The following is a 15,386-nucleotide window of genomic DNA, read 5'->3' as shown; positions in this document are numbered from 1 at the left end:
ATGAGCAAACCGCAGTGTCCGCAGGCTGCACCGCGGCCCATAACCATCCGACAGTTCAAAAACGGAGCATGGGAAAGCCAGCCCGATGTGCTGAGCCGCGAAATTCCCATCCGCATTCACACGGACAGCGGCCTGCCCAAGACATTGTGGGCGTGGCCCTGCAATCTGGAAGACCTTGCCCTCGGCCATGTGCTGCTCGACATGGGAGGCGCAGGGCGGTCCGCTTCGGTGTCCAAGCTCAATGATACCGAATTTGAAGTGAAACTGGGCGAGCCGCTGCCGCCTGAGGCAGGCAAACCGGCCCCTATTGCGGCGACAGTGCTGCTCAAGGCCATGGCAGACTTCATGGGCGGCGAGGGTCTGTGGGACGATACCGGCTGCTTTCACCGGGCCGGAGTGCTCAACCCGGTATCCATGCAGGTGTTGCACAGGGCCGAAGACATTGGCCGACACAACTGCCTTGACCGCCTTGCCGGCTGGGCAAACAGATCCGGCGAAGAACTCTCGGACAAGGTGCTGCTGGTATCAGCCCGCGTCACCTCCAGCCTGTGCGCCAAGGCGCTTCGGGCAGGCTTCCGCTTCATCATCAGCCGGTCTGCCGTCACCACGGCTTCGGTAGACATGGCCACGGAACACGGGGCCACACTGGTCGGATTTGCCAGAGACAGAGAAGGACGCTTTTCCGTTTTCACAGACAAGGAAGGCAGGATTATCGAGTGAGCGAAGGTGCGACCGAACCCCTGACAGGCATTGTCCTTGCCGGAGGTCTGAGTACCCGGCTCGGAAACGACAAGACTGTGCTGCGTCTGCACGGCGAATCCGGCCCGGACATGTTGACCCGTGCTTGCGGCCTGCTTGCACAGGTAACAGACGAAGTTTGGATTTCCGGTCGCACCACCAAGCCAAGGGCCAACGGCTATTTCTGGATTTGTGACGAACAGGCGGGCCTTGGCCCTATCGGGGGAGTTGTTACCGCGTTGCGCGCAGCCCAGGGGCCGGTCATGGTGCTTTCGTGCGACCTGCCGTTCATGGACGAGCAAACCCTTGCCATGCTGATAGAAAAGCGCAGGGAAAGAACGGAAAACACCCTCATGACCACCTTTCTGCAGGTGGAGACAGGATTCATCGAATCCCTTGTGGCCATATACGAATTTGCCGCCCTGCCCCACTTTGAGGCAGCCATAGAACGCGGACTGTTCAAATTAAGCCGCGTCATAGACAAATCGGCACAACTGCATATACCCTACACCAGTAAGGATTCGCTCCCCTTCTTCAACATCAACTATCCTGCCGACCTTGAAATGGCCCGCAGAATCATAGCAGCCTTATGACCAAATCAATGCCCGCCAATCCCGCCGATATTGCCGTGCCCTCCCGGACCGTTTCTTCCGAGACGGATGCCTTTCGACGAATTGCGGACAGCCATGGACGTACGGTTGACTATCTGCGTCTGTCCGTGACTGACCGGTGCAACCTGCGCTGCATGTATTGCTGGAGCAGCGAGCACATGCAGTTTCTGCAGCACAACGACATTCTGACCTATGAAGAGATTCTCCGTCTTGTGGATCTGGTCGTGGAAATGGGCATTTCAAAAATCCGGCTGACCGGTGGTGAACCGTTTGCACGCAAAAACATCCTGCACCTCATTGAGCAGATGCTTATGCGTCATCCGCACCTTGATCTGCGGCTCACCACCAACGCCACCCTGCTTTCCGGCAAGGTGCAGGCCCTGAAGGATGCCGGAGTGCGGTGCCTGAACATCTCGCTGGACACCTTCAACCGGCAGAAGTTTCAGCATATCACGGGGCGCGACATGCTGCGCAACGTAACTCGGGCCATAGACGAGGCGCTGGCGCTGGACATGCATGTAAAGTTGAATGCCGTGGCGTTGAAGGGCATTAATGACGATGAGCTGCCCGTATTCATAAATTTTGCCAAGCGCAACCCTGTGGATGTACGGTTCATCGAGTTCATGCCCATGGGCAACTGCAACCGCTGGACGCAGGACAATTTCTGGTCCGCCACCGATATCCTTGCCGCAGCCCGCGAATATGCAGAGCTCACTGCGCTCGGTGCCGGTGAGCGGAAATCAGGCCCTGCCCGCCTGTATGGTATCGAGGGCGGCAAAGGCAGACTGGGCGTGATATCCCCCATGTCCAACCACTTCTGCAACGACTGCAACAGGCTGCGCATAACCTCGGACGGCAGACTGCGCACCTGCCTGTTCTCCGACAAGGAATACTCCCTGCGCCCCCTGCTGAGAAACCCCAAGCTCGGTGAGCGGTTTATCCGCACGGTGCTGGAACGGGCCAACAGCCGCAAGCCGCTGGGCTACAAAATTCTGCAGAAGATGCGCGAACATACCGTGGCCGACAAGCGCATGAACGCCATTGGCGGCTAACGGGCAGACACCATATTCTATGCCGACCAGACGGTCCGATTCGAAAGAGTCGGACCGTTTTGATCTTCACAGTGCACGGTGCTTATGGACGCGTTCCCGCACGGACTAGCCGGTACGCAAAGCAATAATGAAAAAAGCCCGGTCCATATGGACCGGGCTTTCAGATCGTTTGCATGCGGCAAACAGCGTCGGCTTAGAAGCCGAAACCGTCGTCGCCGGCACCGGAAGCGCCGAAACCGAAGGTATCCGGAACTTCGCCGGAGGAAGCGGGCTCATCAAAGCCAGCGGGGGCTTCGGCAGCGGCTTCACCAGCAACAGCGCCTGCTGCAACAGCGGCACCGACGGGCAGGTTGGCCAGAGCTTCCTTGAGACCCTTGGAAACCATATCCTTAACGGAGGATTCGATTTCCTTCTCGTTGATGGCAACCTTGCCGTCGAAGGTCTTCAGTTCCTTCTGAGCGGCGGTCAGGTCAGCCTTGGCCTTGTCCAGCTTTCCGGTCAGGTCGGTAACCTGCTTTTCAAGAGAGCCTGCCTTGCCTTCAAAGGGAGCCAGAGCGGCAACCTTGGCCTTCAGATCTGCAACTTCGGCAGCCTGAGCGGCGATGGTGGCCTTGGATTCAGCCATTTTATCCAGCACTACGGAAATGCCGGCCATTTCAGCTGCGGGAATGGGTTCAATGGAAACGTTGTCACCAAGGGTGGCAACCTGCTTCTGTGCCCACTCTTCAAACGCCACTTCTTCGCTGTAAGCACAGGCCATGAAGCGGGGTTCGAGGCTGTAGAGCCAGCCCTTAGCAATGGGGGCTACTGCGCCGAGCTCTTCAGTGGAGAGTTCGCGCTGAGCAAGGTAGCCAAGCAGATCGGCGACATCAGCACCGCTCTTGCCGGCGATTACACCAAGGATGGTTTCCATTTTGAAAACCCTGCGTGCTTCTTCAGACATTTGGGCCTCCTATAATCAAGGAAAGAATATTTTCTTGTTGAAGTCTTTTCTTGACGCGCTCCCGCTCGAGCGGGAGCGCTTGTCGTTTTCTAACGGCGTCCCATGTGACGCACATAGGTCAGGGCTGCGGTGCGGTATACCAGATGGCCCAACTTGGACCAGGGCAGGTATGCAAAGAGCATCCACACGGTGACCAGGTGCAGGTAATACACGGTGTACGCGATCTGGGGGATGCCAGCCAAGCGGAAGAGCTCGGAAAGCACGCCGGTCAGAGCGACAGCCCAGATGACATTAAGCAGATACCAGTCGTAGTAGTTGGACTTGGTCTTGGCCGCATCCTGTGCACGACGACGGTTGGTCAGAATTGCCATGCCCGAAAGGAGCATGATGGCACCAACGTTGGCCAGAATCTTGACCGGATGGGTCAGATGCAGCGGGGTATGAATGGCGTAGTCGGGGAACAGGTAACCACCCCAGTGGCCTGCTGCAACTATGCCGGTCACAACCATCAGTGCAAGGAAGGCGTAGAAGACCAGCATGTGACCGGCCTTGCGGTCAGAACGGTCATCGCCGCAGTCCTTGAACTTCTTGTGGGTCATGATCTCTTCGAACAGAACGTCCTTCAGGCACATGAGCAGAGGCTTCTGCTTGCCCAGCACCAGCGTGGTGCCTTCCGGCTTGAAGGAGTTGATCAGGTTCTTCGTGCCCTTGAAGAAGCAGAAGACCATGCTGAAGAAGGTGACCATGAAAATGGGGTCAATGGTAAAGTCGCCGGGGAACAGCAGACCGTATACGATGTCACCGGCTTCGGTAACAGGGAATGCGGTGCCGAGCTGACCTGCGCGGATAAACCACACAATCGCCCACAGAATCGCCGGAATAGCGATCAGGTTGATCAGATACTTGGGGCTGCTCATCCACTTCCCGATGGCGGGGAAGAGGTTAACGCGCTGGTACGCCATATTGCGCAGGGCGCTGAGCAGGTCACCGGGTTTGGCACCACGGGGGCACAGGTCGGAACAGGTGCCGCAGTTGTGACAAAGCCAGATGTCAGGGTTGTTGATGAGTTTTTCCTTCAAACCCCAGGAAGCCCAAACCATTTCCTTACGCGGATATGGGTTGCTTGCCGGAGAGATGGGGCACGCCACGCTGCAGGTTGCGCACTGGTAGCACTTCTTGAGCGAGTCCCCACCAACAGCTTGCAACTCTTTTACAAACTGAAGATCAGGTTGGATTCTTACGGACTGAGCCATGTTCCATCTCCTCCTAGTAGCCCTTGAACGGGTTCGGACCCTTTTCGAAGATCATCTGCATGAACTCTTCGATCATGCCCGGCACCTTGTCGTACTCGTCGATGGCGACTTCGTACTGTTCCACACGGTCGGGTTCAACACCGAGGCGGTTGAGGGTCTCGGCAATGTTGTCCTTACGGCGGTTACAGATTTCAGAGCCCTTGACGAAGTGGCACTGGTAGTCGTCGCCGTATTTACAACCGAGCAGCATAACGCCGTCGATACCCTTTGACATGGCGTCCGCAACCCAGATGGCGTTAACGGAACCAAGACAGCGCACAGGAATGATACGCACGTAGGGGCTCCACTTCTTGCCACGGATGGCGGCCATATCCAGCGCCGGGTATGCGTCATTTTCGCAGGCGAGGATGATGACACGGGGACCGCCGGTTTCCATGTTATCCGGAACGTATACTTCGCGGATCATGGTGCCGATCTGGTCAACATTGTAGTTGTCGAAGGATATTACGCGCTCAGGGCAGGCACCCATGCAGGTACCGCAACGACGGCAGCGGCTGTAGTTCGGCAGCGGCGTACCCTTTTCATCGTCGTCCAGTGCGCCGAAGGGACATTCTTCGGTACAACGCTTACACTGGGTGCAGCGGACAAAGTTGAATACGGGGTAGCTGAGGTCGCCGGAACGGGGATGCACAGAAACACCACGGTTGGAGGATTCGATACACTGAATCGCCTTGAGGGTGGCGCCGATGGCGTCTTCTTCAGCGGCATCCAGCATCATGGGCTGACGTACACAGCCTGCTGCGTACACGCCGGTACGGCGGGTCTCGTAAGGGAAGCAGATGTAGTTGGAATCTGCGTAGCCTTCGAAGAGTTCCAGATCGGGGAAGTTCGGGCCCTGACGGTACACGAAGTTCATGATCGGGTCCTTGGCCGTGGCGGGTACGAGGCCCGTGGGCAGAACAACCATGTCTACGGCAAGTTCGACGTCGCCGCCCATCAGGGTGTTTGCGGCAGAGATGACGATTTCGTCGCCATCAGCGGCAATGCCCTTGATGTCAGCCTTGGACATCATGATGCCGAGGCGGTTCTGCGCAGCCTTGTAGTAGCGCTCGTGAATGCCCTGAACAACCATGGAGTCGTACAGGATGAAGGCCTGACCGTCTTCAAAGGTATCACACACGTAGTTGGCCTGCTTGAGGGCAACCACGGAGCTGATGGCGTTGGAGATGGGCAGGTGGCGAACAGACTCAAGGTCCTTGTGAACGTACTTGGGTGCTTCTTCGCCCTCTTCCTTCTTTGCTGCTTCAGCCGGAGCTTCCTCGCAGATGGGGGCGTAGATATCGCCGCCGTCAACAAGGCCGGTATTCAGCACAAAGGCAACGCGCTTTGCGGAAAGGGTGCCTTCCTTGGCCATCTTTTCGAACTCGGCGGCCGTAACCACGTTGGGTACGCTGCCATAGCCGAGGGGGGCAAGCACCTTGGTGTTCTGGGGTACCCAGCCGGCAGCCAGAACCACGGCACCGACAGGGAACACTTCGCCCTTCACGGTTGCCTTGTACTGACCGGGCAGGCCTTCCAGACGCTCAAGACGTGCGCCGGTAATGACCTTGATCTTTTCATTGCCGGTAACGTCGGCAATCTTCTTTTCAATGCCGGTTTCATGGGCATCGGTATAGGGATATTCAAGCGGAGCGGTCTTCAGCATGCCCAGGGCCTTGCCACCGAGTGCTGCGTCCTTTTCCACCAGAATGACGTCATAACCGTAGTCGGCAGCCTGCTTGGCAGCAGTAAGACCGGCCCAGCCACCGCCGATGACCATGATGGTCTTGACGGTTTCGAACTCCGGAGGAGTGGGAACCTTGGTCTTCTGCAGCTTGAACACGCCCATGTTCACATAGTCTTTGGCGAGGAGCATGAGCAGTTCAGGAGCATCGTCACCGGCTTGCGGCACGGAACCATCTGCGTCCATGAAAGCCATGGCACAGTGTTCGCGCAGGTTCACACGGTCAACGATAACGCCTTCGAAGTCATACAGGTCCCAGTCGACACGGGGAGAGGCACCGCACAGCAGAACGCCGTCCAGACCTTCTTCCTCAATGTCGGCGCGGATCTCTGCACGGGCGCTTTCCGCAGCGAGAACGGGGAATACCTTCGCCACGGGGCAGGCACCGCCGAACTTCTTGCCAACGTGCGCAGCAAGCTCTTCGCCATCAATGATGCCAAGAGCTGACTGGTCAAAATATACGCCTATTTTATCGGCCATTATCTACTACCTCCCTCGCACAGTCTGGATGGCTTTAAGCGCGGCGCTAGTGCCGGACTGCGCGGTGCGCATGACGTCCAGGGGCTTTGTGGCGCAACCGGCGGCAAAAATGCCCTTGGCTTCGCCGCCAACGACGAAACCGTCCTCATCCAGCTGAACACCAAACGGATTCTTTTCACCGGACAGGCTGGGCTGCATACCGGTAGCCAGAACCACCATGTCGTGGCGGACCTTCTTCTTCGTACCCTTCACAGCGTCTTCAACTTCCACGATCACGTCACCGGAGGCTGCGTCGCATTCAACGCCGGCAACCTTGCCCTTGACGAGGTGGATCATGTCGTCCGCGGTGACCTTGCGCATGAACTTGTCATAGCGGCCGGGCGTACGCAGGTCGATGTAGTAAATGGTAACCTCTGCATCCGGATACTGTTCACGAACATACAGAGCCTGCTTGAGGGAGGCCATGCAGCAGATGTAGGAACAGAAGTTCAGATGGTTCTGGTCACGCGAACCGGCGCACTGGACAAAGGCTATCTTCTTGGGAGCCTTGCCGTCGGTGGGGCGCTGGATCTTGCCATCGGTGGGGCCGTTGGGGGCGGCGAGACGCTCAAGCTGCATGTTGGACACACAGTTTTTGATCTGACCGGCACCAAGATTGCTCAGATTGGTGACGTCATAGGGCTTCCAGCCGGTGGCGATAACGATGCTGCCCACGTTCAGTTCGAGGGTCTTCTCGGCTTCATTCATGTCACAGAACGCGCTGGACCCCACCTTCAGCTTGTCAGCCTTGGTGAGAGCGTCTTTTTCGAGGACGTAGCGGTTGGGGAAGCCGAACGGAGTGTCCATGTAGAGGGGCTTGCGGGTGGAGAGACCGAAGTTGAAATCATCGGTCACTTCGCCTTCAAGGCTCTCTGCAAGGCCGGCCATGTCGGCGCTGCTGGGGGCAGTGCCGCGGGGCTGAATAGACAGGGTAACGGTGAAGTTGCCTGCTTCGCCCGCCACAGATTCCACCGTGGCCTGGGTAAAGAATTTAACATTGGGGTTTTTCTTGATGCGCTGGAACTGAATTTCCAGACCACAGGACGGAGGGCAGAGCTTGGGGAAATATTTATTCAGCTGTGCCACCCGGCCGCCAAGAAATGGGCTTTTCTCGACGATGTACACTTCGTAGCCGAGTTCCGCAGCTTCCAGAGCGGCTGTGATGCCGCTGAAGCCGCCGCCGACGACGAGTATGGAGTTGGACATTCTTGCTATCCTCCCTACGGATGTTTCGGGCCAATTCGACAAAACGGCCTAAGCCCAGACAATAAGGCATTTAAACTTACTGCCCTGGCTTAGACCGTCTGGGTCAGGGAAGAAAATGGGCGGTTGCGGTTTCCCGCAACCGCCCGGGTAATCTAAGACCTACTCAGATACTAAGCAGTGGGAATGATCTGGTAGTAGGGCTTCTTGAAGATGGTGGTTTCACCGGTCTTCACGTCGTACTTCGAGTTAACGAAGCACTTCCACTTGGAGTCGTCCAGGCCCATGAAGTCTGCACGGTAGTAGAAGCCGGGGTAACGGGATTCCGTACGGAACGCGATGTGCTGCATGTGCAGACGAACGGTCCACAGACGGTGGTAGTTTTCCCAGCAACGAAGCAGTTCGTGCAGGTCGCGTGCTGCGAGCTTCAGGGAGTCTTCTTCCAGCATGTCCAGCAGGTGGAAGCCGGTGTTCAGTGCAGCTTCGGAGGTGGTGTAGTAGGTACCTACGCCGCCGCCGTATTCGTCGGTGCACTTAACGAGACGCATCATGAAGTTCTTGGGAGAGATGTACTCGGGGTTAACTACGGGGCAGGTGGAAGCGTCCTTGCCGGCCAGGTAGTTCTTGTAGGGGCGGTAGATCAGGTCAGCAAGGGCCTTGGAGTCTTCAGCGATGGAAGGCTTGTAGTCCTTGTGATCGATGCACCAGCGAACCATCTGCTTGCCGCAGATACGGCCTTCAGCATGGGAACCGGAGGAGAACTTGTGACCGGAAGCGCCAACGCCGTCAGCGCAGGTCCACAGGCCCATAACGGTGGTCATACGGTTGTAGACCTTACCGTTGGCAGCGCGAACCTTGTAATCTTCGGGTACCCAAGTTTCGTCGGGACCGGAGGTCCAGATACCGCAGCAACCGGAGTGGGAACCGAGCAGGTAAGGCTCGGTGGGCATGATTTCAGAACCGGTTTCTTCGGGCTGAACGTTCATGGAGGCCCACAGGTTAGCCTGACCAACACACATGTCGAGGAAGTCTTCCCAAGCTTCTGCTTCGAGGTGCTTCTGCTGTGCGGGGGTCATGGTTTCGAAGGTGGTCTGCAGAGCGGTCTTGGTGTCCATGTAGATGGGACCACGGCCTTCACGCATTTCACGCAGCATCATGTGGTTACGCAGACAGGTGGGGATAACGTGACCCTTAGCGTAGCCGCGATCTTCGTAAGGCTTCAGCATTGCGCGGTTGGTTGCGCAGTAGTCTTCACCCTTGAAGTTGGTAGCCTTGGCCTTGAAGAGCAGGAACCATGCGCCAACCGGGCCGTAACCGTCCTTGAAACGGGCGGGAACGAAGCGGTTTTCCATCATGGTCATTTCAGCGCCAACCTGTGCACACATGGTGTAGGTGGAGCCGGCGTTCCATACGGGGTACCATGCACGGCCAAGACCTTCACCGGTGGAGCGGGGCTTGTACACGTTAACGGCGCCGCCGCAGGCAACTACCATGGCGTTGGTGCGGAAGATGTGAACTTCGTTGGCACGCAGGTTGAAACCTACTGCGCCGGCGATGCGGTTTTCTTCCTTGGCGTCGAGCAGAAGCTTAACGATGAAGATACGCTCCATGATGCGGGCTTCGCCCAGGGCGTTCTTAGCAGCTTCAGCAACGATACACTTGTAGGATTCACCGTTGATCATCATCTGCCAGCGGCCGGAACGAACGCATTCGTCGCCAGCGCGCAGGGACTTACCGGCAGCCTTGGCGGCAGCGCCGTCAAGGTTGTGGCCGTGTTCGTCCTTGATCCAGCAGGGCAGGCCCCATTCTTCGAACAGGTGAACGGAGTCGTCAACGTGGCGGCCAAGGTCGAAGATAAGGTCTTCGCGAACGAGGCCCATAAGGTCGGTACGAACCATGCGAACGTAGTCGTCAGCATTGTTCTTGCCGAGGTAGGTGTTGATTGCGGAGAGACCCTGTGCAACAGCACCGGAACGCTCCAGGGCGGCCTTGTCGATGAGCATGATCTTCAGCTCGGGAGCGTACTTGTCGGCCCAACGGACTGCTTCGAAAGCAGCGCCGCAGTTACCCATACCACCACCAACCATAAGGATGTCAACGTCGTGTTCCTTTACTACCGGCTCAGCGATAGCAACGCCACGGGGCGTTTCCTTAGCAGGAATCATCGGCATGATAATATCTCCTATAGGAAATTTTATTTCGTTACTTTGACCGGGGGCTACCGCTTAAACAGCGGAGGCCTTGCGAACCATGGTGATTTCTGCTTCAGCAACTTCGATCTTCAGGCCCATAGCTTCGATGGGCTCTACAAGAGCGGTTTCGGTGAACAGCAGTTCGTCATCCAGGTTACCGGCTTCGGGCTTGCCTTCGAAGGGCTTGATGGAACCTTCGGGGGTGGTGCGGATCGGGAACTTGAAGCGCTTCACGTTGCCGTTACGGAACTTAACGGTCCACATGATGGAGTCAGCGGAGCGCATGGGGATACAAGTACCACCCATGGGGGCAAAGTCAGCATAGGGACGAGCGGTGATTGCGCCCTGGGGGCAAATCTTCACGCAGGAGTAGCATTCCCAGCATGCCTCAGGTTCCTGGTTGAAAGCACGCATTGCTTCAGGATCCAGAATCATGAGGTCGTTAGGGCAAATGTACATGCAGGCGGTCTTCTCGCCACCCTTGCAGCCATCGCACTTAGACGGGTCTACGTAAGTCGGCATACCTTAATCCTCCAACACAACGAAATTAAAGGTTTTACCTAAAAGCCTTTTTCCCATTTCGGGTCCATCTTTCGATGGAGGCAAAAAAGCAGTCACAAAATACCTGCCTTTTCTGAAAACTCCATCGAAGCGACGGGACGACACAGACGACTATTCCGCATCGCTTGTGAGAGAAATAACAAAGCGTGAGGCATTCGGTCAAGGGGCTTGTTCGTTTTTTTCACAAAGCCCTCTCAAAACACTGCAACACGCTGATATCACTACATTGTCAAACTCTGCACAGGCCCGAAAACCAACGGCTGGTACCGTACGGTTCATAGCCATTTACATTGATTGGCTCAAGGTTGCAAGTACAGCCCGACTTATTAATGCATTTTTTCACGAAATTCCGGCCAGGCTATTTTTCTAGAATTTCTTCAGAGTTAGCCCTCCCCTGCCCTCAGCTCACAACCCAAACATGTTTGAACAATCAAACCAAATTGTTGCAGAACCTTCATGGCCGGGAAACGGTCGCCTTTCGGGAACGGGCATGCGTTCTCTGCCTGCTGCACAGCAGATGAACCAATTCGCTTGTGAAGCTTGGCACACACCCCAAAACACTCTTTGACTATATATAATGTATGCAGACAGCTTTTCGGTTACAACTTTGAGGACGTGAAGCCTCATTTGCGCAGCATATTATTCTTGTTGCGGACAGTGCCGTTTCAGGCTAGGTGGAACACCAAACATTCCAATGTTCGATGAAAGGCAAATAGCGATGAAAAAGAATATGACCCTCGTTGAGGAAATCAGCGAAATGGACGTGGACCTGATGAAGCTGCTGGCGCGCCGCTCCAAGCTCATTCAGAAAACCCGTCGTCCCAAGAAGGAAGGCTCCGGCACTTCCGGCATCAGCAGCGAAAAGCAATTACGCCTGCTGTGGGAAGCCAATGCCGCCAAGTTCAGCAAGGACCCCAGACTGGCACGCCAGCTCTTTACCCTTATTCAGGATATAGAGTTCACCAGCAAGTCCGAGTCTGAAGAAAAGACGGAGTTCACCCTTTCTCCCAACCGTAAGCCGGTCAATGTTGACCTGCCCGGTCCTGCGTCTCTCAAAAGCGCACGACTCTGGATGACTCTTGCAGCCACGTCCGGTGCACGGTGCCGTTTGAGAACGCTGCTTACCGCCGACCCCGTTACCGAACTGGTTAAAGCCCTGAGCCAGGCCGGTGCGAACCTGTTCTGGCAGGATGGCGACGTTGTTTCCAAGGGAGGCGAAGCCCTGAGCTTTGCCGACAAGGTCATATTCGCAGGGGACGACACCCTGAATTTTTACCTTCTTGCCCTTCTGGCAGCCGGTCGTCACGGCACCCTCAAATTTACCGGCGACTCCGCCCTCAAGGATGCGGATCTCACCGCCTTCCGCCACTTCCTGCCCCAGATCGGAGCTCGTGTGGCTCACGTTGTACCCCGCTCCAATGGCCTGCCCGTGCGCCTTGAATGTTCCGGTGTCATACCCGATGCCATTGCCATTCCTGCCGACCTGCCTGCGGAAGCCGTTACGGCCTGCCTTATCGCGGCCACTTCATGGGATGTACGCATCACCATCAATCTCACCAACAACGCCCACGCAGAAAACAGCCTCGCGGAAGTGCGCCCCCTGCTTGACCAGTGCGGCGTACAGTACTCCGGCGGAACGAGCGACTTTACCATATTCCCCGGCCCTGCCACCGTGCCTGCCGAGCCTCAGCTTTCTCTCGACCCGCTCATCGGCACCACCCTGCTTTCCGTACCGGTGTTCACCTCCGGCACCGTGAAACTCGACGGCGTATGGCCTGTGGAGAGTGAAGAAGGCGAAGCCGCCCTTGCCCTGCTCCGCTCCGTAGGCCTGGAAGTAACCGCCCGCGACGGCAAGGTCATTGCTTCCGCCACCGGCGCAGTAGCCAGGGCCGTACAGCCCGACATGGGCCCCCTGCCCGATTCCTACTACCCTCTGAGCGTTGCCATGGCCTGCGCACGCGCCAAGGCCAGCGGCGAAGCTGTGGCCCTGCCCCGCATGCCCGCCGGCATGGACCCCGCTCTGGTAGACGGCTTTGTGGCACAGGCGCACATGCTCATTGATGATGGCAAGGTATACGCCTCCGTCGATGTGCCTGCCGCCCCCCTCTGGAGCAGCCCCGATGCGAACTGGACCATGGCATTTGCCATGCTCGCGTTCCTGAAGCGCTCCATCAAGCTGTCCAACCCCGGCAACATCACCGACCTGATGCCCTCGTTCTGGACGTTCTACAACGGACTGCCCGAGCCGACCATGATGCGCAAGCCCAAGCAGGAGGCCAACAGTGACCAGCCCAAGCGACGCAGAATCATTGCCCAATAGCATTCCGGCCCTCCAGGAGCTTGTTGCAACCTACCAGCAGGAACTGAAAATGCTGGATGAAAAGCAGAAGCGTCTCTTCGAGGCGGAAGATCCGAAGAACGGCATATTCTTCGCCAACGAGATTCACGCCAACCGTCAGGAAAAGAATATGATGCAAGTGCAGATGCAGTTTGCGCAAATTCGGTTGAATCGGTTGAAGATGGAAGCCGAACCGCTCTTCTAGAGTGGTTTGAAGATGAAAGAAAAGCCCCCGATGGAAGCATCGGGGGCTTTTTTTATCTACAGAATTGAATGGAATCTGCTTGCTGCGAGTTCTATCTTGTTAAGCCTTTCACCGACTATATTAAGTCTTGCCAAGTAATGCCCGTTGTTGCCTCTGGCAGGGAGAGCGGGGCCGCCAGCGCGCGGCCCCCTCTCCACTCCCCCCGCGCTTTTTTGCTCATGAAAGGCCGTGCCTTAGGTATAGTCTTCCGCTGACTGTCACTCTACTCACCTTCACCCTTTGCAACTGTCTCGGATGAAAGCTTGCGTTCATCACACCACCCATGGCCTCGACAGCAAAGGGCTTCGGCATGCCGGTTGGCATTTCTCTTTACCAAACCAAATCATATGCTCTAGCGCCAACGCTTTGCATGCTATCGAGGTAAGCTGTGCCTTAATTCCTACAAAACTACAGGCCGATTGGAAGCGCTTCGCTTCCACGGCGGAAGAGAATGATCAGACAACGAATCGCAGGGGCGAGGCAGGGGGAGTCCAGAGGGGGTCTTGCTAAGGGGCGGCACGCCCCGGCTGAGGCCCCCTCTGGTCCTGCTGAAGGCAGCAAAAGGATACATTAGATAAGATTCCATTGAATCGATGAAAGGATAAACACTCCCCCTTCACCACCTCCCTAACAAGCCTTCTCCAACGCCTGCCCTACATCTTCCAGAATATCATCAATATGCTCGATGCCTACGGAGAAGCGAATCAAATCCGGGGTAATGCCACCTGCACGCTGCTGCTCTTCAGTCAATTGCGAATGCGTGGTAGAGGCGGGATGAATGGCCAGACTCTTGGCATCTCCCACGTTAGCGAGGTGCGAAACAAGTTTGAGGCTGTCTATGAACTTCGCCCCCGCCTCCGCACCGTTGCCCGATGCGCCCTTTATCCCGAATACGACCATGCCCCCGTATCCGCCTGTGAATTGCTCCCGCGCCGCCGCATGCGAAGGATCGCCTGCAAGACCGGCATACCGCACCCACGCCACATGCGCATGCTGCTGCAGATACTCGGCCACGCGCTGGGCGTTTTCGCAGTGCCGTTCCATACGCAGGCTCAGGGTTTCCAGCCCCTGCAGGAATATCCAGCAGTTGTCCGGGCTGATGCAGCCACCGAGATTGCGCAGCGGCACAAGGCGCAGACGCAGGGCAAACGCTACGGGGTTCAGCGGCCCGAGATCATGGGCATAGCGTATTCCGTGGTAGGAAGGATCAGGCTCGTTAAACAGTGCGAACTTCGGATCGGTCCAGTCGAAGTTACCGCCATCGACCACGATGCCGCCAATCCCTGTGCCATGCCCGCCAATCCATTTGGTCAGCGAATGCACCACCACATGCGCACCATGCTCCAGCGGACGGAACAGGCTGGGGGGCGTGAAGGTGGAATCCACCACCAGCGGCAGATGAAATTCTTCCGCAACCTTGGCCACAGCACGCAGATTGACCACATCCAGAGAAGGATTACCGATCACCTCGGTGAACAGCATGCGGGTGTTCGGCGTAATCTTGGCGCGAATGTCGTCAGGATTGGTGAAGTCCGCAAAACGGGTGGTGATGCCCTGATCCGGCAGAATGGCATCGAACATGGTGTAGGTGCCGCCGTACAGGTTGGATGAAGAAACGATTTCATCACCTTTCCGGCAGATATTCAGCACGGTGTAATGAATGGCCGTGGTACCGGAAGCAAGCGCCACAGCGGCGGCTCCCCCCTCCAGCGCGGCAATGCGCTGCTCCAGCGCATCCTGCGTGGGGTTGCCCAGTCGGGTATAGATATTGCCCAGTTCCTTCAGCGCAAACAGGTTAGCGGCATGCTCCGTGTTGTTGAACAGATAAGCCGCCGTACGGTGCACCGGAATGGCGCGGGCGTTGCTCTGATCCTTGGAAAAGCCTGCATGCAGGGCCTTGGTCTCGAAACGGTATGATGCGGTCATGGTGGTCTCCATGGTGTTATCTG

The 15,386-nt window shown here is 56.8% G+C and carries 12 protein-coding genes; 5 read left to right on the top strand and 7 right to left on the bottom strand.

Features of this window, described 5'->3' with window-relative positions; translation table 11 throughout:
* The 3 genes from HUV30_RS06125 to moaA are packed head-to-tail and all read left to right on the top strand — an operon-like array spanning window position 1 to window position 2,401.
* Window positions 1-720, top strand: a complete 720-nt coding sequence (locus HUV30_RS06125; protein ID WP_174404524.1) for a formate dehydrogenase accessory sulfurtransferase FdhD — start codon at window positions 1-3, stop codon at window positions 718-720.
* Window positions 717-1,331, top strand: coding sequence for a molybdenum cofactor guanylyltransferase (gene mobA, locus HUV30_RS06120; protein WP_243452088.1), 615 nt, complete (start codon window positions 717-719; stop codon window positions 1,329-1,331). The genes HUV30_RS06125 and mobA overlap by 4 nt, the downstream gene beginning before the upstream one ends.
* Window positions 1,328-2,401 carry a GTP 3',8-cyclase MoaA gene (moaA, locus tag HUV30_RS06115; protein WP_243452087.1) on the top strand — a complete coding sequence of 358 codons (1,074 nt, stop codon included), beginning with the start codon at window positions 1,328-1,330 and terminating at the stop codon, window positions 2,399-2,401. Before mobA ends, moaA begins: the two co-directional genes overlap by 4 nt.
* A gap of 193 nt (window positions 2,402-2,594) precedes the next feature.
* Here moaA and HUV30_RS06110 read toward each other — a convergent pair whose 3' ends face one another.
* The 6 genes from HUV30_RS06110 to aprB form a co-directional block, all read right to left on the bottom strand.
* Entirely contained in the window at window positions 2,595-3,344 is a 750-nt protein-coding gene (locus HUV30_RS06110) for a hypothetical protein (RefSeq protein ID WP_174404523.1), read from the bottom strand.
* An 89-nt stretch (window positions 3,345-3,433) separates the two neighbouring features.
* Window positions 3,434-4,597, bottom strand: a complete 1,164-nt coding sequence (qmoC, locus tag HUV30_RS06105) for a quinone-interacting membrane-bound oxidoreductase complex subunit QmoC (protein WP_174404522.1) — start codon at window positions 4,595-4,597, stop codon at window positions 3,434-3,436.
* Window positions 4,598-4,610: 13 nt separating this feature from the next.
* Entirely contained in the window at window positions 4,611-6,860 is a 2,250-nt protein-coding gene (locus HUV30_RS06100) for a hydrogenase iron-sulfur subunit (protein WP_174404521.1), read from the bottom strand.
* A 6-nt stretch (window positions 6,861-6,866) separates the two neighbouring features.
* Window positions 6,867-8,105, bottom strand: coding sequence for a CoB--CoM heterodisulfide reductase iron-sulfur subunit A family protein (locus HUV30_RS06095; protein ID WP_174404520.1), 1,239 nt, complete (start codon window positions 8,103-8,105; stop codon window positions 6,867-6,869).
* Between the two features lie 170 nt (window positions 8,106-8,275).
* Window positions 8,276-10,273: an adenylyl-sulfate reductase subunit alpha gene (gene aprA, locus HUV30_RS06090; RefSeq protein WP_174404519.1), complete on the bottom strand. Its 1,998-nt coding sequence runs from the start codon at window positions 10,271-10,273 to the stop codon at window positions 8,276-8,278.
* Window positions 10,274-10,327: 54 nt separating this feature from the next.
* Window positions 10,328-10,816, bottom strand: a complete 489-nt coding sequence (aprB, locus tag HUV30_RS06085; RefSeq protein WP_174404518.1) for an adenylyl-sulfate reductase subunit beta — start codon at window positions 10,814-10,816, stop codon at window positions 10,328-10,330.
* 757 nt (window positions 10,817-11,573) lie between these two features.
* Here aprB and HUV30_RS06080 point away from each other — a divergent pair.
* Window positions 11,574-13,175 (top strand): carboxyvinyltransferase, encoded by a 1,602-nt coding sequence (locus tag HUV30_RS06080; RefSeq protein ID WP_174404517.1) that lies wholly within the window; start codon window positions 11,574-11,576, stop codon window positions 13,173-13,175.
* A complete protein-coding gene (locus HUV30_RS06075) occupies window positions 13,138-13,398 on the top strand; it encodes a hypothetical protein (protein ID WP_174404516.1) in 261 nt (86 codons plus the stop codon). The genes HUV30_RS06080 and HUV30_RS06075 overlap by 38 nt, the downstream gene beginning before the upstream one ends.
* Window positions 13,399-14,064: 666 nt before the next feature.
* Here HUV30_RS06075 and HUV30_RS06070 read toward each other — a convergent pair.
* Window positions 14,065-15,363: an O-acetylhomoserine aminocarboxypropyltransferase/cysteine synthase family protein gene (locus tag HUV30_RS06070; RefSeq protein WP_205245194.1), complete on the bottom strand. Its 1,299-nt coding sequence runs from the start codon at window positions 15,361-15,363 to the stop codon at window positions 14,065-14,067.
* Window positions 15,364-15,386: the final 23 nt, after the last annotated feature.

It is taken from the genome of Desulfovibrio subterraneus (genome assembly GCF_013340285.1).
GTDB classification, from domain to species: domain Bacteria; phylum Desulfobacterota; class Desulfovibrionia; order Desulfovibrionales; family Desulfovibrionaceae; genus Halodesulfovibrio; species Halodesulfovibrio subterraneus.
The sequence above is the reverse complement of the archived record's forward strand: the minus strand, read 5'-3'. Positions and strand labels throughout refer to the sequence as shown.